This window comes from Shewanella sp. SG44-2 (genome assembly GCF_014164215.1).
Classification (GTDB): Bacteria; Pseudomonadota; Gammaproteobacteria; order Enterobacterales; family Shewanellaceae; genus Shewanella; species Shewanella frigidimarina.
Map to the genome: position 1 here is coordinate 191,701 of NZ_JACJEU010000008.1, position 20,333 is coordinate 212,033.

Here is a 20,333-nt window from a genome sequence, read left to right on the forward strand (position 1 = left end):
TCCCCACTTGAATTTAGGAGGTTGAGTATGACTGCGTCAATACTCAATATAGAGCAAATATCACTGGCGTTTGGTGGTGTGAAAGCCCTTACTGATGTTAGCTTTTCAGTAAAAAAAGGCTCAGTTTTTTCCATTATAGGGCCAAATGGAGCGGGTAAAACTTCAATGCTCAATTGCATTTCGGGGCGCTATCGTCCTAATAGTGGAAAAATAATCTTTGATGGTAAAAATGTTACCGATTTACGCCCCAATGACCGTGCCGATCTTGGTATGGGACGTACTTTTCAAAATTTAGCCTTATTTGGGCATATGTCGGTATTAGACAATATTATGGTTGGTCGTCATCACCTGCTAAAAAATAATTGGCTTACAGGACCTTTATATTGGGTGTCTGGTGCACAAAAAGAAGAGTTAGCACATCGTCGGAAAGTGGAAGAGATTATTGATTTTTTAGAAATCTCTCATATTCGAAAATCAATTGCAGGCACATTATCTTACGGCTTACGCAAACGTGTAGAGCTTGCTCGTGCAATGGCATTAAACCCGAAATTAATTCTTTTAGATGAACCCATGGCGGGCATGAACCTTGAAGAAAAAGAAGATATGGCCAGATACATTCTCGATTTGAATGAAGAGTTTGGTATTACCGTGGTAATGATTGAGCACGACATGGGGGTGGTTATGGATATTTCTCATGAAGTCATGGTACTTGATTTTGGCAAGAAACTGATTTGTGGTTTACCTGATGAAGTGATGGCTGATCCATATGTTAAGCGTGCTTATCTTGGTCTTGAAGAAGAGGAAGAAGACATATTGCAATTAGAGGGGGTTAACTAATGGCTTCATCAATTAGCAATAATGAAAATGATTTTGAAATGGAAAGTTTAAATACTTTCCCTAAAATTTTACAACATAATGCAAAAAATTGGCCTAACGATGTGTCAATGCGTGAGAAAGAGTTTGGTATTTGGAATGAATTCACCTGGAATGACTATAACAATCGTGTGAAATGGCTATCAACAGCTTTACTCGATATGGGAGTAGAAAAAGGCGATGCTATTGCCTTGCTTGGTGATAATAGACCTGAATGGGTGTGGGGCGAAGTCGCTGCCCATGCGATGCGATGTTACTCGATTGGAATCTATCAAGACTCGATGCATGACGAGGTGATTTACCTACTCGATAGCAGTGGCGCGACTGTTGTTATTGCTGAGAATGAAGAGCAATGTGACAAGTTACTTGAGCTTGGTGATGGCATTCCTAAAGTGAAGTACATTGTATATTGCGACCCACGAGGTATGCGTAAATATGATGATCCACGCCTTATTGATATAGAGACACTTTATAAACGTGGTCAAGAAATTGATAAAGCACAACCAACGTATTATGACCAATTAGTTGCAGCAACAACGCCAGAAGATACAGCAATTTACTGCACGACATCAGGTACCACGTCTAAACCTAAAATTGCCCTGTTAAATGGAGGAAATTTTGTTAAGCACTGTAGCGCTTACTTAAGAGCCGATCCTCGTAATGCGGGTGATAATTATGTTTCTGTGCTGCCATTACCTTGGATCATGGAACAGGTTTATGCCGTTGGTCAAGCGTTGATCGCCCGCCAAATTGTCAACTTTGTTGAAGAGCAAGAAACCTTAATGTCTGACTTACGTGAAATTGGTCCGAGTTTTGTTTTGCTTGCGCCTCGCGTTTGGGAAGGCATATTGGCAGATGTTCAAGCGCGTATGATGGATTCAACCCCGCTTAAAAGAAAACTGTTTAACTATGCTATGAAGTTGGCTAAAGAGAGCCAAGCACAGGGTAAAAAGTCTTGGCTTGCTGATGTCTTATTGATGAAAGCTCTACGCGATAGGTTGGGTTTTTCATTTTTAAAATCCGCTGCTACGGGCGGGGCTGCTATGGGACCTGATACTTTTAGGTTTTTCCAAACTATCGGAGTGCCGTTACGTCAACTTTATGGACAAACTGAAATGTGTGGTGCCTACACAATTCATCATGAAGGTGATGTTGATTACGATAGTGTAGGGGTTGCTTTTGATAATGCCCAAGTAAAAGTCATTAACACTGATGAAGAAGGTGTTGGTGAAATTATTGCTAAAACAGTTGGAATGTTTACAGGCTACTTAAATAACCAAAAAGCGTATGACGAAGATGTTATTGATGGTTGGATGCAAACAGGTGATGCAGGCTACTTTAAACCGTCTGGCCACCTAGTGGTCATTGATCGTATTAAAGATCTTGCTTGTACCAGCAATGGCGTCCAGTACTCACCACAATATATTGAAAATAAATTGAAGTTTTCATCATTTATCGGTGAAGCCGTCATCTTAGGAAAAGATCGTCCGTATCTTTCTGCTCTTATCTGTATTCGCTTTAGCATTGTCGCCAAATGGGCGGAACAACAAGGTTATGCATTCACTAACTACACCAATTTATCTACGCTCCCCCAGGTGTATGAAAAAATGAGTGAAGAGATTGCACGTGTTAATGAATCACTGCCTGAAGCACAAAAAATCCATAAGTTTTTACTACTTTATAAAGAGCTTGATGCCGATGATGGTGAATTAACACGTACACGTAAAGTGAGGCGTGGGGTTATTGCCGATAAATACGGCGATATTATTTCATCTATCTATGAAGACAAAGAAAAGGTTGATATTGATACCGTTATTGTCTTTCAGGATGGTACTAAAACGCGTATTCAAACAGCGCTTACAGTGGCTTCGCTTTTACCTAATCCCGATACATCAACAAATGAACTCACATCAGAACGGAGAGCATCATGAATTATGAATTATTAATCCAACTGGTTATCAATGGTTTAATTGTTGGCTTGCTGTATGGCGTAGTCGGTATGTGTTTTGTACTGGTTTATAAATCCACTCAAGTGGTTAACTTTGCCCAAGGTGAGTTTCTATTGGTTGGTGCATGGGTTTGTTGGGCAATGCTGATTTACTTGGAATTACCATTTATCGTCGGCTTTTTAGCAACAATGGTATTTATGGCAATATTTGGTATTTTAATCCAAATGATTGTACTAAGGCCGATGATTGGCGAACCCATTATTTCAGTGATTATGGTCACCATTGGGTTATCAATATTTTTCCAAGCGTTAATGAAGTGGATATTCGGTGTGTCTGCACAGAGTTTTCCAAAAGTATTTGAAACTGAAAATATCCAAATTTTTGGTTTGAATATCGAATCAGCTTACTTAATGAGCACAGTGATAGCGTTAATTATCATGGTCGCGTTCTTCTTATTCTTTAAATATTCCAAATATGGTTTAGCGATGCGAGCAACCGCTTTCGATCAACAAATCGCACAGAGTTTAGGGATATCTGTTAAGCAAGTGTTTGCTATGAGCTGGGGAATTGCTGCAACAGTATCGGCAACCGCAGGTATTGTTATTGGCATGGTAAACGGTGTTTCAAATTCACTAGCCGTGATGGGGGTTAAAGTGTTTCCAGCCGTGATCCTTGGCGGACTAGATTCCATTATTGGCGCTATTGTTGGAGGCTTAATTATTGGCGTGCTAGAGAATGTGGCAGAGTTTTTTGATAGTCAATATCTTCATATCGGCAACATGTATGACATCGCACCATTCTATGTATTGTTAATTATTCTTTGGTTTAAACCGTACGGTTTATTCGGAACCAAAGATATTGAACGAATTTAAGCTATTTGCAATTTCAAAATAAAACATGAGCAGCGCTAAGGATTAAAAAGTTCTGTTCGTGTATTGCATATTATATGTAATTTTTAGGAGTTAATTATGTCGAGTTTAACAATGCGACCGTGCGGAGATTTTCGTACTAGCTATAAACAAGATAATACTATTTTTGAAACTAAAACCATCAAAAGTATCGCAGTAATTACTATTGCACTGCTATGTCTTGCGCCTTTTGTTGTTGACGCTTACTACTTGACGCTATTTATTCAAATATCGTATTTGGGCATAGCTGCTTTAGGGTTAAACATTCTCGTTGGTTACACCGGACAAATATCCTTAGGTCATGGTGCTTTTTTTGGCTTTGGTGCGTTTGCATCCGCTTGGCTGAATACTTCATTTGGTATACCGGTATTGCTTTGTATTCCACTGGCCGGTTTTTTAACTATGGGGGTGGGCATGATATTTGGTTTACCTGCTTCTCGTATTAAAGGTTTGTATTTAGCAATCGCAACACTCGCAGCACAATTTATTTTGGAAGACTTTTTTGCACGTGCCGACTGGTTCTCAGGTGGTTCATCGGGTTCTTCTGCAGACCCTATTAGTTTGTTCGGCTTTGTCTTTGATACCGATGAAAGCTTTTTTTATGTGGCATTATTTGCTTTAGTTTTCATGTATATCTGGGGTTGTAATTTAATGCGTAGCCGAGAAGGGCGCGCGTTTATTGCCGTACGAGATCATTACCTTTCTGCAGAAATTATGGGTATTAAACTCAATAAATATCGCTTGTTATCGTTTGGTGTTTCTTCATTTTATGCCGGTATTGGTGGTGCGTTATATGCGCATTACTTGGGCTATGTGTCTGCTGAAGGTTTTACCTTATTTATGTCAATTCAATTTCTAGCGATGATCATTATTGGTGGCTTGGGTTCTATTAAAGGCACGTTGATGGGCGTTGTGTTTATGGTGTTTTTGCCAGAAGTGCTAGAAAGCGGTGTTGGCCTAATGAAAATGACTGACTGGGGCAATATTCCTGCCGTGGTTGATGGTTTGGCTTACATCAAAGAAATGGCAATAGGTTTGGTCATCATCTTATTCCTCATTTTTGAGCCCGAAGGTATGGCACATCGTTGGGCACAAATTAAAAACTATTGGAAATTCTACCCTTTTTCTTACTAATCCGTGTGGATAGAAAGGGAAAGAATAAATAAAAATTATTACAACAATTCATTGGCAATATAGCCATTAAAAGAAGAAGGAAATAGTCATGCAACATAAAGCAAAATTAAGTTCTCTATTCGTATACTGTGCTTTGGGGATGAGCACTCAGGTAATAGCAGAAGATTCTGTATTTGTCGGACATTTAGCCGACATGTCAGGACCAACAGCCTTTGTGGGTAAAAACTATGCTGATGGTGTGCGAGATTCACTCGCTTACATTAATGCGAACGGTGGTATTAAAGGCACAACCTTAGAATATGAAACTATCGACTATGCCTACAAAGTACCGCAAGCCATCGCATCATATAAAAAATGGCATTCACGTAAAAAAATGGTCGCGATGCAAGGTTGGGGAACCGCTGATACTGAAGCGTTAATTTCTTTTGTTGCAAAAGATAAAATTCCAGTTTTTTCAGCGTCATACTCTGGTCATTTAACTGATCCTACCGGAAAAAATCCACATACTAAAAAACCAGCACCTTATAACTTTTTTTATGGCGCCTCTTACTCAGATGCTTGTCGTGGTTTAGTGCAATGGGCGGCACAAGATTGGAAAGACAAAGGTGAAAAAGGTAAGCCTAAATTCACTCATATCGGTGCCAATCATCCATTTCCTAACGCACCCAAAGCGGCATGTGCGGAATACGCTACTGAACTCGGTTTTGATGTACAACCATCGATTGTTATTTCAATGAAACCCGGTGACTTTAAGGCGCAATGTTTAAGTTTAAAAAGTTCAGGTTCTAACTATGGTTACATTGGTAACTTAGGCGGTTCAGTGCTTTCACTGGTGAAATCTTGTAACACCGTAGGTACTGATATTCAATTTATGTCGAATATTTGGGGCGGGGATAAGAATATCTTCGCCGCTGCGGGCGAAGGGATAAAGGATTATATTTTCCCGACCATGACACCCTTTTGGAATGATGATGCGCCTGGTATGAAGCTAGTACGTGAAATATCTAAGCAGTCTGATAAGTCAGGTACAGAAGAGCGTGTTCATCATTATATGCGCGGTGTTTGTTCAACCTTCTTTATGAAAGAAGCAATGGAATGGGCAAAGGATAACGGCGGTATTACCGGTGAAAATGTTAAAAAAGGCATGTACGTGCATAAAAACTGGGTGCCTAAAGGATTAGAGGGCGTGTGTTTAGCGGCTAATTGGAGTAATGAAGACCATCGTGGAATTAACCAGGTCAATATCTATAAAGGTAATTATAACGGCGGTGATGTCGTCGTAGAGAAAGTATCGCAAGTTACGCTAGAGCGTAGAGACGATTGGTTAGGCTTTTAATTAACACTTAATTCAATAACGTTTAGGTTGCTGGGAGCACAGCATAGTGTGTGTTTCTCAGTAACCATCTTAATAGCCAAATAGCATCGACGGAGTAGATATGCCACAAATTGCAACAAAAATACAACCCACATCATCTATATTAACGGTGAATAATATTGAAGTGGTTTACGATGACGTTATTCAGGTATTACGCGGTGTAAGCTTAGATGTGCCAGATGGCGAAGTTGTTACCTTACTAGGCCCTAATGGTGCTGGGAAATCAACGACGCTTAAAGCTATTTCAGGTTTGTTAAAAACCGAAAATGGTGAGGTAACGAAAGGTGATATTACTTTTATGGGTGAGCGTATTGACAGTAAAAATGCTGAAGATGTTGTTGCTAGTGGCTTATTTCAGGTGATGGAAGGGCGCCGCATTATTGAGGATATGTCATCAATAGAGAATTTAAAGCTGGGTGCTTTTACCCGTAAAGATTCTCGAATAAATCAAGATATTGAAATGGTATTCCACTATTTCCCTCGCTTGAAAGAACGGACTGGATTAGCGGGTTATTTATCCGGTGGTGAGCAGCAAATGCTTGCAATAGGTCGTGCATTAATGGCGCGTCCAAAGATGATTTGTTTAGATGAACCATCAATGGGTCTATCCCCACTATTAGTCAAAGAAGTTTTCGGTATTATTAAAAAAATTAACCAAGACCAAGGGATCACTATGTTGTTGGTCGAGCAAAATGCCAATTACGCTCTACGTGCAGCAAATTATGGTTATATCATGGAATCAGGAAAAATTGTGCTTGATGGTACGCAAGAACAACTCATGAGTAATGAAGATGTTAAAGAGTTTTATCTTGGCGGCGGTAATGAAGAACGTAAGAGTTTTAAAGGCTTGAAATCTTATAAACGCCGCAAGCGTTGGTTATAACTATTATTGACTAATTAGTTTGTGACGTTAATTAAGTACTCATTTAGAAAAACTCAAATTAAATGAAAAATCACAAATATAGGCTAACAATGAACAGCTATTTTAATAAAAATGCGTGCCAAGATGCAGATGCTCGAGAGCATTCACTATTCACTAAACTGCCTGATTTTCTTAACTTTGCTAAACATGAATGTTTACACTATCAGCAGACACTGAACAATATTGATGTTGATAAAATTGATAGTAGAGCGCTATTAGCTAAATTACCTATTACGCGAAAATCAGATTTGATTAATCTGCAAAAGCTGAATCCTCCGCTGGCAGGATTAAATGCTGCAAGCGCAAAATTGCATCGAATTTTTCAATCGCCAGGGCCTATTTATGATCCTGAACATTGTGCGGATGACTGGTGGCGACTCGGGCAAGCTTTCCATGCAGCTGGATTTAAGCAAGGTGATATTGTTCAAAACTGTCTCTCTTATCATTTAACACCTGGCGGGTTTATTTTAGATTCAGGAGCGCGAGCCTGTGGCTGTGTGGTTATACCGGCAGGGCCAGGACAAACGGAACAACAGCTCGATATTATCGAGGATTTAAAGCCTAACGGTTATTGTGGTACACCTTCATTTTTGAAAATTTTATTGGATAAAGCAACTGCTGACAATCGTGATGTGAGTAGTTTACAAAAAGCATTGGTTACAGGTGAAGCATTACCTACAGCACTTCGACGCGAGTTTGACGCTGCAGGAATTAGTACCTTACAAGCTTATGCTTCTGCAGATGTTGGCTTAATTGGTTATGAAACTATAGCCGACGATGGCTTTATTATTAGCGAGGATGTCATTGTTGAGATTGTGCGTCCAGGTAGCCTATTACCGGTTGCTGATGGCGAAATAGGCGAGGTTGTGATCACAAGTTTTAATCGAGATTATCTCTTAATTCGTTTTGCGACAGGAGACTTATCTGCAATCAAGGCAGGTGAAAGCGCTTGTGGTAGAACCAATATGCGAATAAAGGGATGGTTGGGACGTGCAGACCAAACCACTAAAGTTAAAGGTATGTTTGTTCATCCTGAACAAGTTGACAAAGTCTGTCAAAGTGATGCCTGTATTATAAAAGCGCGTTTAGTCGTGAGTCAGGTTAATCATCAAGATAAGATGCACCTAGTTTGTGAAGTCATTGAATCAGCCCTTCGTGATGGTAATGAACAGGTACTGAAAGATAAAATTGCCCAAACATTAAAGACAGTAACCAAATTAACAGGCTCAGTAGAATTAGTACCCCTTAATAGCTTACCTGATGATGGTAAGGTGATTGATGAACAAAGGGATTTTGATTAACCGTTATTCGCAGTTTTTAATCATTCAAAAATCATAATGTAATTCCAAAGGGCATTACATTAGGGTCTGTCAATCTTTCAAGGTTGTTTTTGCAGCGAGTTGTTGTTCATTACTTAAACATGATCTACAAGGTAGAGGCTTTGTAGTGTAGTTATTCTACAATAGAAGCCGATAACCCAGTAGAAATGAACAACAAACGCTGCCCAAAGGGTTCGGCTAAAAACGATTTACTCTTTGTTGAGCGATTCTTTGTAAATCAAGTGGTACTTAGATTGCTAGGCAGCAATCCACTCGCCTCGATTAAAACGTTTTTATCTCGAACAAAATTTAACCCGCAAAGATCAACAGACCCTAGCATAGAAGGAAAATATTGTGAGCGAAATTGCTTTTCAAGACTGTTATCCAGATGAGCTTAGCCATTGTTATGGCTGTGGAAAAAATAATACTAACGGTCATCAACTTAAAAGTTACTGGCAAAGTAACAATAAAAACCCACAGGGCTTAACCATTGCTCATTATACGCCTGAAGCTTGCTATACGGCTATCCCCGGCTTTGTTTATGGAGGTTTATTAGCATCATTAATTGACTGCCATGGCACAGGTAGCGCCGCAGCGGTGGCTTTTCAGCAGGCAAATCGAGCTATGGGAACATTGCCGCCATTACGTTTTGTTACCGCGGCATTGAATGTGAGCTATCTAGCGCCAACGCCCATGGGAGCTGAACTTGAATTAATTGGGACTTTTGTCGAAGTAAAAGAAAAGAAAGTCGTAGTAGAAATAACAGTCTCTGCAAACAATGTTATTTGTGCTAAAGGCACTGTCATAGCAGTAAAAATGCCAGACTCTATGTTAAATGTTAAATGTTAAATGTTAAAAATTGAATATGAAGTCGTTCTACACTATTTTTGTTGAACATACAGGTGTATACATAATCTATATGGAAATGCAGTTTCAGTGCTAAGCGAAGAAATCAGGGTTGTTATTTAACTAATGTATCTTTTATTGCGCGGTTTTACGCCAATGACTAAATACTTACGTTGATGTGCTTTAGTATTAATGAGCCATCATAGGCTTAATCAGTATAAGACATTAGGGCCTGGTAAACTTTTTTGGTTAAATTTCGTTCAATATAACAACATTTTAATCGAGGTGCTTACCAAAGAATCGCTCAACAAGGAGTAAAACGTTTTTAGCCGAACCCTTCGGGCAGCGTTTGTTGTTCATTTCTACTGCGTTATCGACTTTTTATGTAGAATGACTACACCTCAACGTCTATTCCTTGTAGCTCCTGTTTAAGTAATGACCAATAATTCGCTGCAAAAACAACCTTGAAAAATCAACCGACCTTAATATAAACCAATCTTTATTTCAGGAAAGCAATAATAATGAAACATTCTGATGGCGGCGTTCGTGCTGTCGCGGTGCTTGAAGCAACAAAAGGCTTACTGGCATTACTGGTTGCCATTGGCTTGCATGTCTACACGGGCCAAAATCTGTCTGCGTTAGCGCTTGAGTTGGTGAGGCATTTGCACCTAAATCCAGCGAGTCATTACCCTGGTATTTTTATTTCTGCGGTGGGTTCAGTATCGCAATCTAGTCTGACGTTAATGGCGTTTGGTGCGGCAGTATATACATCGGTGCGCTTTATTGAAGCCTATGGTTTATGGCATAACATGCGCTGGACCCAATGGTTTGCACTGCTTAGCGGCGCGATATATTTACCTTTTGAGCTTTATGAAATGATTCGCCATTTTAGTATGCTCAGTGTAATTGTGCTGCTGATTAACCTTGTGGTGGTCATGTATATGTATTTTGTGTTGTTTCCTCGTCGTGCAGTAATATGAGATCCACTTCAATGTTTGCTTGTACTTATTAAGATAAAAGTATTAACAGAGTTTAATGGCTAGCGGTTGATCCATTAAATGATAATGTTAGTATAAATACTCACTAACATTAACGATGAGTTAGCGAAACCGTAATGAATAGATTCGAGATGATTTGGTTTACGCGAGTTTATTACGTTAATTCATGTAGACATTCAATTAATATATCTGTTTTATAAATGAACATTATTTGAATTGAGTTCAGTTTTATTAGTGGTGTGATATTCGTTTTAACAGCGTGAACTGTTTTCGTTGGTGTCATAAAACGACGACAAAGACACGCTGGGATACAATGTAAGCAAGTTGTTAATAATGTATTGTTGAGCTTGCTGGCTTGTAATCACCATTTATACAAATGCTGTAATGTTATGACTAATTAATTCTACTTTATGAGGAATAAAATGACTGACATCGATATTGGTATAAAAAAAGATGACCGACTAAAAATAGCCGAAGGTTTAAAAAGCTTATTGGCCGACTCTTATACACTTTATTTGCAAACCCATAATTTCCATTGGAATGTCACAGGGGTACATTTTCGCGAATTACACTTAATGTTTGAAGAACATTACACTGAGCTTGCGGTAGCGGTTGATGATATTGCCGAGCGTATTCGTACCTTGGATGTGGCAGCACCGGGAACATATAAAGAGTTTGCTCGCCTGAGTTCAATTAAAGAAGTTGAAGGTGTGCCGAGTTCTGCTGATATGGTTGACTTACTGACCCAAGGCCATGAACAAGTGGTTAAAACATCGCGACAAGTGCTTAAGTTAGCCCAAGCTGCTGACGATGAGTCAACTGCTGCTTTAGTGTCTGATCGCATGCGAATACACGAAAAAACAGCGTGGATGTTAAGAGCAACTCGCAAGTAACCTGTAACGTACAGATATTTATTTGCGCAATTAATGTTGGCTAATATTATTATCTGAATTGAGACGCAACGCAGTACTCAAGAAGACGTTAGCGAGCAAGGTAATCAAGGTATCAACTAAAACGTGAGTTAAAACGTGAATTAAAAAAGCGCCTTAATAAGGCGCTTTTTTGTGGTTAAACGCTGGCGAGTTGCGTAAAAAACTCTTCTTGCTGTTGTCTCACCATATCAACGTCATCGGTAGCTTTTAAATAAGAGCGTAAACCAATAATATTGATTTGAATTTTTTTAGCCGTAAGTTGACTGTCTAAATGGGCAGGTAAGTCGCCTTCAAGTTTAGCTTTGTCAATAATACTGGCAAATCGGTGTTCAAATTTGCTGAGCAGCTCACGGGCAACGTTTAATGTATCAAGATGAGATTCATCTAATTCAGATAACGTTCTTACCAACATGCACAATTCGCTTGGTGAACCTTCACAGCATGGTTTAATCAGTCCGCGTAGATAATGGGTTAATCCAACCCACGCACGATCGTGCTGTTCTAACATGTTATTTAAATTCTGTTCGCCAGCTTGGGCATAACGCATAAGTGACGCTTGATATAAATCAGCTTTACTACCAAAAGCGGCATAAATACTACCTGGTCGCATATCCATTGCCGTTTGAATTTCTCGCGTGGATGTGGCTAAAAAGCCCTTCTGCCAAAACAGATTCTTTGCTCTTTCAAGTACGTCTTCGCGATCAAATTTAGAAATATTAGCCATTACATCCTCTTTTGTTAGCCTTCTATTTTACGTTAACCCTATGAGATAAGGCCAGTACCTTTTGGCAATTTTTTAATCATAACGGCTATTGCTGCTGATTATGGTTAATTATGGATGTGATATGAACTGAGCAAATAATGTCGATTAATCAACAATGCAGTTTCAATGCTGGACTAATTGAAAAGTTAATAGAGTAGGAGATAACGTAACGGTAAGCAGGCTTATTTTTTACTAGTGCTGTTGTCATAGAGCTGTTGTCATAGTTCTGTTGTATTAGTGCGGTCGTAATGGCGCTATTGTAAATATAGGGGCGGAATTGAACTAATTTATTCAATTCCGCTTTAAAACTAACCACTAAATTACACTCAAGTTAACTCTATTGTATAAATACGTTGATTACAGGCTAAGACCACACACCGTCTTCTGTTTTACCTTGTATTTCTACATCGGCCAGTTTGAATTCAGGCTTGTTAGTGGTTTTAAGTTTAACTTGATAATCGCGAGTTAAATTTACGATGGTCGGGGTTAACAGCATTATGGCGCTGATGTTCACTACCGTCATTAAACCTAGTGCCATGTCGGCCATGTTCCACACTTCTTTTAATGAGGCATTCGCTCCCCAATACACCATGCTTAAATACAAAAGTGTATAAATGGTGCGGCCATAGATATTGTCGAGCTTAAATAAATGTAAGTTACTTTCGGCATAAGCATAGTTGGCCACCACAGAAGTAAAAGAGAATAGAGTAATAATGATAGCAACAAACATATCGCCGCTTATTCCCATATGGTAAGTCATGGCGTTTTGAGTGATCCGAATACCTTCCATTTCAGAGCCAATACTGCCTTGAGCCAATAAAATCACAATCGCGGTACAGCTACACAACACCATAGTGTCGATAAACACCCCCAGCATTTGTACGTAACCTTGCGCAACCGGGTGATTAGGAACTGGTGTGGCACCAGCTGCGGCATGCGGCACACTACCGGCGCCGGCTTCGTTAGAATATAAACCGCGTTGAATCCCATTTTTAATCGCAGCACCCAGTGCGCCAGCAGCCGCTTCGTTTAACCCAAAAGCAGAGTTAATAATATCCATCAATACTCCGGGTACTTGTTGGATATTAATAATGGTGACCACCACCGCGGATAAAATAAATGCCAATCCCATAAACGGCACCACGAACTCAGCAAAACGCGCAATACTGCGAAGACCTCCCATAACGATGATGCCAGCAATAAAGGTAATAACCGCACCGGAATATACCGGCGATAACTCGAAAGTGTGGTTGAGTGCGTCAGTAATCGTGTTGGCTTGCATGGCACTGAAACTAATGCCGTAACCCAGGAATAAACACAGCGCGAATAATACCGCTAACCAAGGTTTATTCAGCCCAGCGCGGATATAATAAGCGGGTCCACCGCGGTATTCTTTATGGTCGTCGCGCACTTTATACAACTGACCTAAAATACTTTCGGCAAATCCGGTTGCCATACCCAGTAGCGCGATAACCCACATCCAAAATACTGCGCCGCTGCCACCCAACGAAATCGCCATCGCGACACCGGCTAAATTACCTGTACCCACTCGGGCAGACAGGCCAGTACATAATGCTTGATACGAGCTAATGCCAGATTTGTCACCTTGTGTGCTGCCTTTCATCACTTTAAACATGTAACCAAAATGGCGAAGTTGAATAAATCTTAATTTCAATGAAAACCATATACCGGCAAATACCAATATATAAATGAGTACTTGGTACTCGCCCCATAGCACATTGTTGGCGAGCGATATAATGTCGTTAATCATTGAACAACTTCCTTGGTTTTATCGTTTTATTATTAGATATTTAAAAAGGTTACATTTCGAAAAAATGACCTATGAATGCAAACACTGCCAACGTCCAAATGCGTTAATAACCCTGTAAGAGGGGTTATAATGCAGTTGGTTGATTTTGTTATTTGAATCGATATGCATTGTATCTACATATTTAACGCTAGGCGAGGCGTTTTTGTTAGTTGTTAACTTTATTTTTGACTAAAAAAGTGAGTCTGCTTCGCTGAATTAATATCGTTAATATTGGCACTGCAAGGGTAAATTTTTGATAAAATGCTCCACAATTGCCGTGTTGTAAGGCTCTAACATTTGAAAGCGGGTTCTTTAGCTTAATACATCATAAAAATTAGGATAAATAATAGTATGACAAATGCGAGTCTGCCTTTTAATGCAAGTCAGCAACAATTAGCGTTACTGCGATTAGTCAATTGGGGACTTAAAATCGGCCTTATTCTGTTTGCTACCGACTTATTTGGCTTAACCACGCCTCCAGTAACCTTGTCTTACGTGCTCATATTTGAAGCTTGTTATGTCGGCTTTAGCTACCGATTTCATCGACTCAGCATGAACAACAATGGTTTGTTGTTTTTAACCTTATTGTTAGACACCTTGTTTTGGGCCACCTGGTTATATTTTACCGGTGGGGCAACCAATGCCTTTGTTTCATTGCTGTTATTACCGATTGCGATTTCAGCGATTACCTTACCCAGATGGGCACCGTGGTGCTTAACCATCGTATCGACGATATTTTATACTTTGATGATTGTTGATATCACCGAACAAAATAGTGGCTCGGTAATGGATCATGACATGAGCCAAATGCCAATGGCAGCAAATCATGTTATGCCTGCAAGCCACAGTATGGACATGGGATCGCACTATTTAGGCATGTGGTTTAATTTTGTGATTTCCGCATTGGTGTTAACCGTTACCGTAGGCTTTATTGCTAAACGCATTAGGCAAAAAAATGCCGAGCTACGTTATTTACGAGAAGCCCAGTTACGCCAGGAAAAAATATTGGCCTTAGGCACCGCATCAGCGCAAATGGCCCACCAACTAGCAACGCCATTAGCCACATTGCGTTTACTCACCGATGAGTTAGTCGATACCCATCATGATGCAGAACAAATGGAATTGATCAGCGAAATGCAGCAAGCGTTGAATCGCTGCGAGGTCACCTTAGCAGACTTACGTTTAGCGACCGAGTCGATACGAGAGCACAAATTGACAGAGCAGCGTGTCGACAAATTAGTGGCAACCTTAACCGAACAGATAAGTTTGTTGATGCCAGAAGCGCAACTGAATATCGCCATAGCACCACAAGTTGAGTCACGTATAGTCATGACCGACATGAGCTTGTTGCCTGCATTAATGGCGTTAATTCAAAATGGTATTCAAGCCAGTGAAGATAACCAACACCAGACCCGCGTAGATATCAATATTGGTTTGTCACAACCCAATCAGCTGACTATGACTATACGTGATTACGGTGTCGGCATTGCGACTCATTTGTTACAAACATTAGGCAGTAAGATGGTAAAAAGTCCCAAAGGGATGGGCATCGCGGTATTATTAAGTCACACCAGCTTCGAGCGTTTAGGCGGTAAGTTATACCTTAAACCACACTCAGAATGCGGCACCGAAGCCATCGTGACGTTGCCGTTAAGCGTATAAAAAGCGAGTTGCAGCTATTTTAAACGAATAGAAGCGAATCGAAGTAAACAGACGTTGAAATAAACCAAAATTGAAATAAACCGAAATTCAAATAATAGACGTTGAAGTAAATACAAGCTGAATTGAGAACACCATGAATAAGCTGTTGATTATAGAAGATGATTTAGCCCTAGCGACCATATTAGCTCGCCGCCTTGGCAAACATGGCTTTGAGTGTAAAAGCTGCCATCACGCCAGCGACAGTTTATTAATGGCCAGGCAATTTGTGCCAACGCATATCGTGTTAGACATGAAACTGGCTGAACATAATGGTTTGTCGTTAATTAAACCGTTAAGACAATTATTACCCAACGTCCACATGGTATTGCTCACTGGCTTTGCCAGCATCGCGACTGCGGTGGAAGCCATCCGCCTCGGCGCAGACAATTACCTCGCCAAACCCGTCGACACTCAAACCTTATTAAATGCATTATTAGTCACACCAGACACTACAACGACTTATGGTGATATTGAAGAACTACCCCTTAACCCCAAACGGGTCGAATGGGAACACATTCAACAAGTCCTCGCCACCAACAATGGTAACGTATCAGAAACTGCCCGCCAACTGGGCATGCACCGCAGAACCTTGCAGCGCAAATTGCTGAAAAAGCCAACGGCAGATAATCGGTAGAATAGGGGAGTTGGGTGTTTGTCCTACTTTGGACAAAGGGTGTTTTTAGATATTGCTTTATGGCCTGCGGCCACTAACGTCGTGGCGCTTCACTCACACCAGACTAACATCGCAAGGTTCCACCCTGCACGGGCCAAAAGGGGATCTACAGCAATCCCCTCTTGGATCACCCCTGCCGTTCCGGCAACATTTTCGCTTTTTAACTAAACAACAGCAGCGAAAAAATTGCGACGGAAATTATCGAGCTTCTGACAGCGAATGTAACCATCTTCAGCCTTATTCGAAAATGCTAACACTTCCGATGGTACATCCTGTACCGCGAAAGCTAGCGGGCCATCCATGGCCAGCTCACGCTATTTTCTTCAACGGCCTCAAGTTCAGAGTTGAATAAGGCATTTATGAACTAGAACAATAACTGCGGTGTGATATACATTGCTGTTGAACGTGACACAACATAAATAAATGAGTATAACTATTAGAGGTTTAGTTGTGCTTATCAAACTAATAAAACGGATTTCAGTACTATTAATTTTTAGTAAGGTATTAACGGATTATGAAACGTAGATTTGTTTTTATATTTTTAATGATGATTTGTGCTGTTTCTGGATGCAGCAGTATTCCACTGACAACAATGTATAAAATGATGAGTGTCAATCCGCTAGAACTTGAACCAAGTGAGATAGTTGTCGCGGTTCAAGCCCCTAATGGAATCGTGGTTAGTAATAACGACGTAGTGATTAAGTTTGAATTTACAACGAATGACCCAAACTATAATTTTGAGGACGAGTATTTTGTAAAATTGAATACTCAATACGTATTACCTAATGAGTTAACACAAGAAATAAATCGGGACAGTAAGTTTTATATTTTGCAATTGAGTCAAGATGATACGTTAAAAATGCTTCGAGGGCAGGAGCTTGTAAAGAAATACAGAATGAACAATAGCGATGGCGGAGGAAGCTTTAATCTTAGTGTCGAGTCTGTATGTAAAAATAGTCAGTTTTCTGTTAAAAATAATGAATTAAACGTGTTTATAAAACTTAATGAGAATGATGAGTTTTTTACCTTTATGGAAGACGTTAACGTGTTAGAGATCGGTGAAGACAAATCGGGTTATATTAAACCTATTAGGTCTTGCACATAGCCATGACCGTTGTGGCGCTTAGTCCATACCAGACCAAGATGAAACTGTATTGGCTAACGAAAGTTGGACATTACTTGAGAAGTTATCTAGCTTATTTATGGACAGAAGTGAGCTAGTGCAACCACTCTAGTTAACCTTGCATCGATTAGAAAAAATATCTTAGTTTATTCAAAATTGCGGTTGTGTTTCGGGTGTAGTTGCAGTCGTCTTGCCTAAGGATGGTGAGTAAGAACTTAGATAAAAATTCATAAAAAAGTTATTCCAGTCCTATCGCTAGGCCTGATATATGAAGAAATTGTTTATGGGTTTTCAATCCAGCAACGAGCAACCAGAACAGCCGGGGGTAAGAGGATTAGAACTAAATCTAGCCCTAAGTCGACTTAAGCAAAGCAGAGCGCCATTAGTCCCCTGTATTATAGGCTAGGGTTCTGTTTGTGGAGAGATTTAATACACTGGCTTCCCTCGTTCATTTCTATCTCCAGTTCTATTTCTGTGCCAGGGATTAACTCGTCTTTTGATAATAAAGTTACGTCGGTAAACTCATAACTTATGAAGTATTTGGGGATAGGTTGGTTGAATAGTGTAAGCAAGGTTCCTTGTGGGTTTATAATAATATTCATATTAGATTTGCCTATGGGGCTTGTTGCGATGGCACAAAAATCCTTGTGGAGAAGTACATTTGTTTTAATGTTTGATGTTACCTGCTCAGAGGTTATGACCTTCGGTTTTTCAATAAGCTCACAGATTTCGTCTAAAGCTTTTATTTGCTCTACCGGTATATTGAAGTGTTGAAATGTGAGGTTTGCCTTAAAATAATTGTTCACGATACGTGCATTACTTACATACCTGATTACGGAAACTAAGTGCTCTATAAGAGGGTTAACGCCTTCGGGGTCTGTTTGCCCAAGCTTGACCTCACCTCGCTCGGAGTCATCATGCACAACCTTCAGAACGCCCGATTCGTGAAGTATAGCAGCAGCGCGTTCAAGTTTATGGAAAAAAGGGAGAACGCTAATTTTCTTGTTTAACCAAGACTTAGTGCAAACTGTAAATGATGAATAGTTAATATCTGATATTTTTGAAGAAAAATGTAGAAATTTATTCAGTGCCATTCCTTCTATTGTTATGAGGTTAGTGCCGCCAAACATGCTTGCATTGAAGCTACATATCAGTAATTCCGTATTTTTATTTGATGCATATAGCTGACATTGGATCTTTACAATCTTAGGGCGTGCGCTTAACACGCCACCTGGCTCTGATAGAATCCTATCAAAGAGCGCAGATCCACTTGCCTTAATCTGATCGGTAGGTATAGAAAACTCTTTTCCCTCCTCTATAAGACTTTCTAGAGACTCATATAGGACACCATCGGATCCTACGGGCTCTATTGATATTGTGACGATCTCGTCTTTTGGAACTATAAAAATATTGACCTTGCTGTTGACAATGTTAGTTGTGATGTCAAAGCGCGGGTCTAATCTAGATAACTCTGTGTTGTTGATGTTTAGCGCTTCGACCGCTAGTTGCGTTGATGACGAAATGGTGTCGCCAGTAGCATGCTCAACAACGCTTTTGATGCATTCTTTTCTTACTGTGCTCGCATCATATAGGGGTTTGCCTAGGTTCGCGTTGGAGTATGCTTCGGCCTCATTCCTCCATTGTACAAGAGTAGTTACGGGGTACTTAAGGGCATCACTGTCAATGAGTACAGAGCAAGTTTGACAAAGCCAGACTCCATTCTGGTAATCGCTACGTTGTTCGGGAGTTAAGTCAGGGTTGTATCTTGGACCACCTTCGGACGCAGCTGAAATGTGAGCTGCAACACCAACACCTGCGGAGCCCGGGGCTCCAGCCCTTGCGCCTTTCGTTAGGTTTTGGCATCCAGGTTTAGAGCATAGGTTGCTTGCTCTGTCTGCGAGTTCCCTTTTTATCTTAGCTTTGAAATCGTCTCTTTGTTTTGACTTAGCCATATTTTCTGTTGTTGGTTATCAAGTAATTCCAAGTTACACAATACTAGGGATAACAGCAACTAATTGAGCATCCTATGTACAAGTAGGCCCCAGTATTTTCTGGTTGTTTGGTTTTATGCCTATGTTTTATTTGAGGCATCGAGTGGAATGTGGATTACAAGCGCTGTTTTAGTGACCTCACACGCCTTAAGCGAGCAGGCCAAAGCAATCTAACTTTCCGAATGATATGAGTTAAGGTCTTTAATTGATAACAACGAGAATTGTACGAGTCATATACAAAACCTTATATTGCACATAAAGAGCCTTACTTAAAAATGTATTTAAGTCAGTGAGCATTTACGGTCCTTCGGGGCAGGTCTTGAATTTTGCCTATCTATTAGAAATTGTATGGCAAACGTCGTTGCCTGATGATTATTCAGTTTGGAGAGCTAGCACGGAATGGGGCAAAAACGAGTTAGTTTTCTTGACTTGAAAATGGTCAAATTCAACTCTGAACTTGAGGGCGTTGAAGAAAATAGCGTGAGTTCTGACATGGATGTCAGGCTAGCTTTCGAGGGGAAGGGACGCCCCATCGTAAGCGTTAGCATTTTCGAATAAGTCCGAGGCAGGATTCAAATGAAGTTAAAAGCTGGATTACTTTCCGTCGCAATTTTTTCGCCGCTATTGTTTTGTAAATAGCGAAAATGTTGCCGGAACGGCAAGGGTGATCCAAGAGGGGATTGCTGTTGATCCCCTTTTGGCCCGTGCAGGGTGGAACCTTGCGATCTAATTCAAACGAAGTTTGATAAATCGGGTGTGGGTGAAGCGCCACGACGTTAGTGGCCGCAGGCCATAATTCAGATACCATATATCATATGATGAAATAGATACTTTGCAGATGCAGCAAGCTAAGCTTTCCATTACTATAACGAGTCGTTACCATGGGTGTCGGTTCCATCTATTTCTCTCAGGCTCTTTCAAATATCACAGCTCAGGCCTTCGACATATATGCTGACAAGATCCGCTTCCAGAAATCTAACAAATCGAATCATCGTCGACACGATGAACCATCAAGT

The 20,333-nt window shown here is 40.3% G+C and carries 16 protein-coding genes; 13 read left to right on the forward strand and 3 right to left on the reverse strand.

Annotated elements, in window-relative coordinates:
- Positions 1–27 precede the first annotated feature (27 nt).
- The 10 genes from H5181_RS08990 to H5181_RS09035 all read left to right on the forward strand — a co-directional run bounded on the left by H5181_RS08990 (position 28) and on the right by H5181_RS09035 (position 11,217).
- The gene (locus H5181_RS08990) at positions 28–837 is read left to right on the forward strand and encodes an ABC transporter ATP-binding protein (RefSeq protein ID WP_123778267.1); all 810 of its coding nucleotides are present in this window, start codon (positions 28–30) and stop codon (positions 835–837) included.
- Positions 837–2,804 (forward strand): long-chain fatty acid--CoA ligase, encoded by a 1,968-nt coding sequence (locus tag H5181_RS08995; protein WP_123778266.1) that lies wholly within the window; start codon positions 837–839, stop codon positions 2,802–2,804. Before H5181_RS08990 ends, H5181_RS08995 begins: the two co-directional genes overlap by 1 nt.
- Positions 2,801–3,694: a branched-chain amino acid ABC transporter permease gene (locus H5181_RS09000; protein ID WP_011637298.1), complete on the forward strand. Its 894-nt coding sequence runs from the start codon at positions 2,801–2,803 to the stop codon at positions 3,692–3,694. Before H5181_RS08995 ends, H5181_RS09000 begins: the two co-directional genes overlap by 4 nt.
- Before the next feature lie 96 nt (positions 3,695–3,790).
- On the forward strand, positions 3,791–4,864 hold the full coding sequence (locus H5181_RS09005) for a branched-chain amino acid ABC transporter permease (protein WP_011637299.1): 1,074 nt from the start codon (positions 3,791–3,793) through the stop codon (positions 4,862–4,864).
- 88 nt (positions 4,865–4,952) lie between these two features.
- The gene (locus H5181_RS09010; protein WP_011637300.1) at positions 4,953–6,200 is read left to right on the forward strand and encodes an ABC transporter substrate-binding protein; all 1,248 of its coding nucleotides are present in this window, start codon (positions 4,953–4,955) and stop codon (positions 6,198–6,200) included.
- Positions 6,201–6,339: 139 nt separating this feature from the next.
- Positions 6,340–7,122 (forward strand): ABC transporter ATP-binding protein, encoded by a 783-nt coding sequence (locus H5181_RS09015; protein ID WP_341539173.1) that lies wholly within the window; start codon positions 6,340–6,342, stop codon positions 7,120–7,122.
- An 89-nt stretch (positions 7,123–7,211) separates the two neighbouring features.
- The gene (locus tag H5181_RS09020; protein ID WP_182750836.1) at positions 7,212–8,462 is read left to right on the forward strand and encodes a phenylacetate--CoA ligase family protein; all 1,251 of its coding nucleotides are present in this window, start codon (positions 7,212–7,214) and stop codon (positions 8,460–8,462) included.
- A gap of 372 nt (positions 8,463–8,834) precedes the next feature.
- Complete coding sequence (locus tag H5181_RS09025; RefSeq protein WP_182750837.1) at positions 8,835–9,329, forward strand: hotdog domain-containing protein; 495 nt, start codon at positions 8,835–8,837, stop codon at positions 9,327–9,329.
- Positions 9,330–9,847: 518 nt separating this feature from the next.
- A complete protein-coding gene (locus H5181_RS09030; protein WP_011637304.1) occupies positions 9,848–10,306 on the forward strand; it encodes a DUF2127 domain-containing protein in 459 nt (152 codons plus the stop codon).
- 440 nt (positions 10,307–10,746) lie between these two features.
- Entirely contained in the window at positions 10,747–11,217 is a 471-nt protein-coding gene (locus tag H5181_RS09035; protein WP_011637305.1) for a Dps family protein, read from the forward strand.
- Between the two features lie 175 nt (positions 11,218–11,392).
- Here the strand turns inward: H5181_RS09035 and H5181_RS09040 are convergent, their stop codons facing one another.
- Positions 11,393–11,980: a TetR/AcrR family transcriptional regulator gene (locus H5181_RS09040; RefSeq protein ID WP_182750838.1), complete on the reverse strand. Its 588-nt coding sequence runs from the start codon at positions 11,978–11,980 to the stop codon at positions 11,393–11,395.
- 403 nt (positions 11,981–12,383) lie between these two features.
- Positions 12,384–13,790 (reverse strand): sodium:alanine symporter family protein, encoded by a 1,407-nt coding sequence (locus H5181_RS09045; RefSeq protein ID WP_102036284.1) that lies wholly within the window; start codon positions 13,788–13,790, stop codon positions 12,384–12,386.
- Positions 13,791–14,180: 390 nt separating this feature from the next.
- Here H5181_RS09045 and H5181_RS09050 point away from each other — a divergent pair, with 390 nt between their 5' ends.
- The 3 genes from H5181_RS09050 (at position 14,181) to H5181_RS09060 (ending at position 17,308) form a co-directional block, all read left to right on the forward strand.
- Positions 14,181–15,491 carry a sensor histidine kinase KdpD gene (locus H5181_RS09050; protein WP_182750839.1) on the forward strand — a complete coding sequence of 437 codons (1,311 nt, stop codon included), beginning with the start codon at positions 14,181–14,183 and terminating at the stop codon, positions 15,489–15,491.
- 133 nt (positions 15,492–15,624) lie between these two features.
- On the forward strand, positions 15,625–16,164 hold the full coding sequence (locus tag H5181_RS09055) for a response regulator transcription factor (RefSeq protein WP_182750840.1): 540 nt from the start codon (positions 15,625–15,627) through the stop codon (positions 16,162–16,164).
- 553 nt (positions 16,165–16,717) lie between these two features.
- The gene (locus H5181_RS09060; RefSeq protein WP_182750841.1) at positions 16,718–17,308 is read left to right on the forward strand and encodes a hypothetical protein; all 591 of its coding nucleotides are present in this window, start codon (positions 16,718–16,720) and stop codon (positions 17,306–17,308) included.
- A gap of 413 nt (positions 17,309–17,721) precedes the next feature.
- Here the strand turns inward: H5181_RS09060 and H5181_RS09065 are convergent, their stop codons facing one another.
- Complete coding sequence (locus H5181_RS09065; protein WP_182750842.1) at positions 17,722–19,278, reverse strand: hypothetical protein; 1,557 nt, start codon at positions 19,276–19,278, stop codon at positions 17,722–17,724.
- Between the last annotated feature and the right edge of the window lie 1,055 nt (positions 19,279–20,333).

Excerpts from the sequence above, each read along its gene's own strand:
- H5181_RS08990 (WP_123778267.1), top strand. The coding sequence starts at position 28 with ATGACTGCGTCAATACTCAATATAGAGCAAATATCACTGGCGTTTGGT.
- H5181_RS09020 (WP_182750836.1), top strand. The coding sequence starts at position 7,212 with ATGAACAGCTATTTTAATAAAAATGCGTGCCAAGATGCAGATGCTCGA.
- H5181_RS09060 (WP_182750841.1), top strand. The coding sequence starts at position 16,718 with ATGAAACGTAGATTTGTTTTTATATTTTTAATGATGATTTGTGCTGTT.
- H5181_RS09000 (WP_011637298.1), top strand. The coding sequence starts at position 2,801 with ATGAATTATGAATTATTAATCCAACTGGTTATCAATGGTTTAATTGTT.
- H5181_RS09050 (WP_182750839.1), top strand. The coding sequence starts at position 14,181 with ATGACAAATGCGAGTCTGCCTTTTAATGCAAGTCAGCAACAATTAGCG.
- H5181_RS09005 (WP_011637299.1), top strand. The coding sequence starts at position 3,791 with ATGTCGAGTTTAACAATGCGACCGTGCGGAGATTTTCGTACTAGCTAT.
- H5181_RS09035 (WP_011637305.1), top strand. The coding sequence starts at position 10,747 with ATGACTGACATCGATATTGGTATAAAAAAAGATGACCGACTAAAAATA.
- H5181_RS09030 (WP_011637304.1), top strand. The coding sequence starts at position 9,848 with ATGAAACATTCTGATGGCGGCGTTCGTGCTGTCGCGGTGCTTGAAGCA.
- H5181_RS09065 (WP_182750842.1), bottom strand. The coding sequence starts at position 19,278 with ATGGCTAAGTCAAAACAAAGAGACGATTTCAAAGCTAAGATAAAAAGG.
- H5181_RS09010 (WP_011637300.1), top strand. The coding sequence starts at position 4,953 with ATGCAACATAAAGCAAAATTAAGTTCTCTATTCGTATACTGTGCTTTG.
- H5181_RS09045 (WP_102036284.1), bottom strand. The coding sequence starts at position 13,790 with ATGATTAACGACATTATATCGCTCGCCAACAATGTGCTATGGGGCGAG.
- H5181_RS08995 (WP_123778266.1), top strand. The coding sequence starts at position 837 with ATGGCTTCATCAATTAGCAATAATGAAAATGATTTTGAAATGGAAAGT.
- H5181_RS09040 (WP_182750838.1), bottom strand. The coding sequence starts at position 11,980 with ATGGCTAATATTTCTAAATTTGATCGCGAAGACGTACTTGAAAGAGCA.
- H5181_RS09055 (WP_182750840.1), top strand. The coding sequence starts at position 15,625 with ATGAATAAGCTGTTGATTATAGAAGATGATTTAGCCCTAGCGACCATA.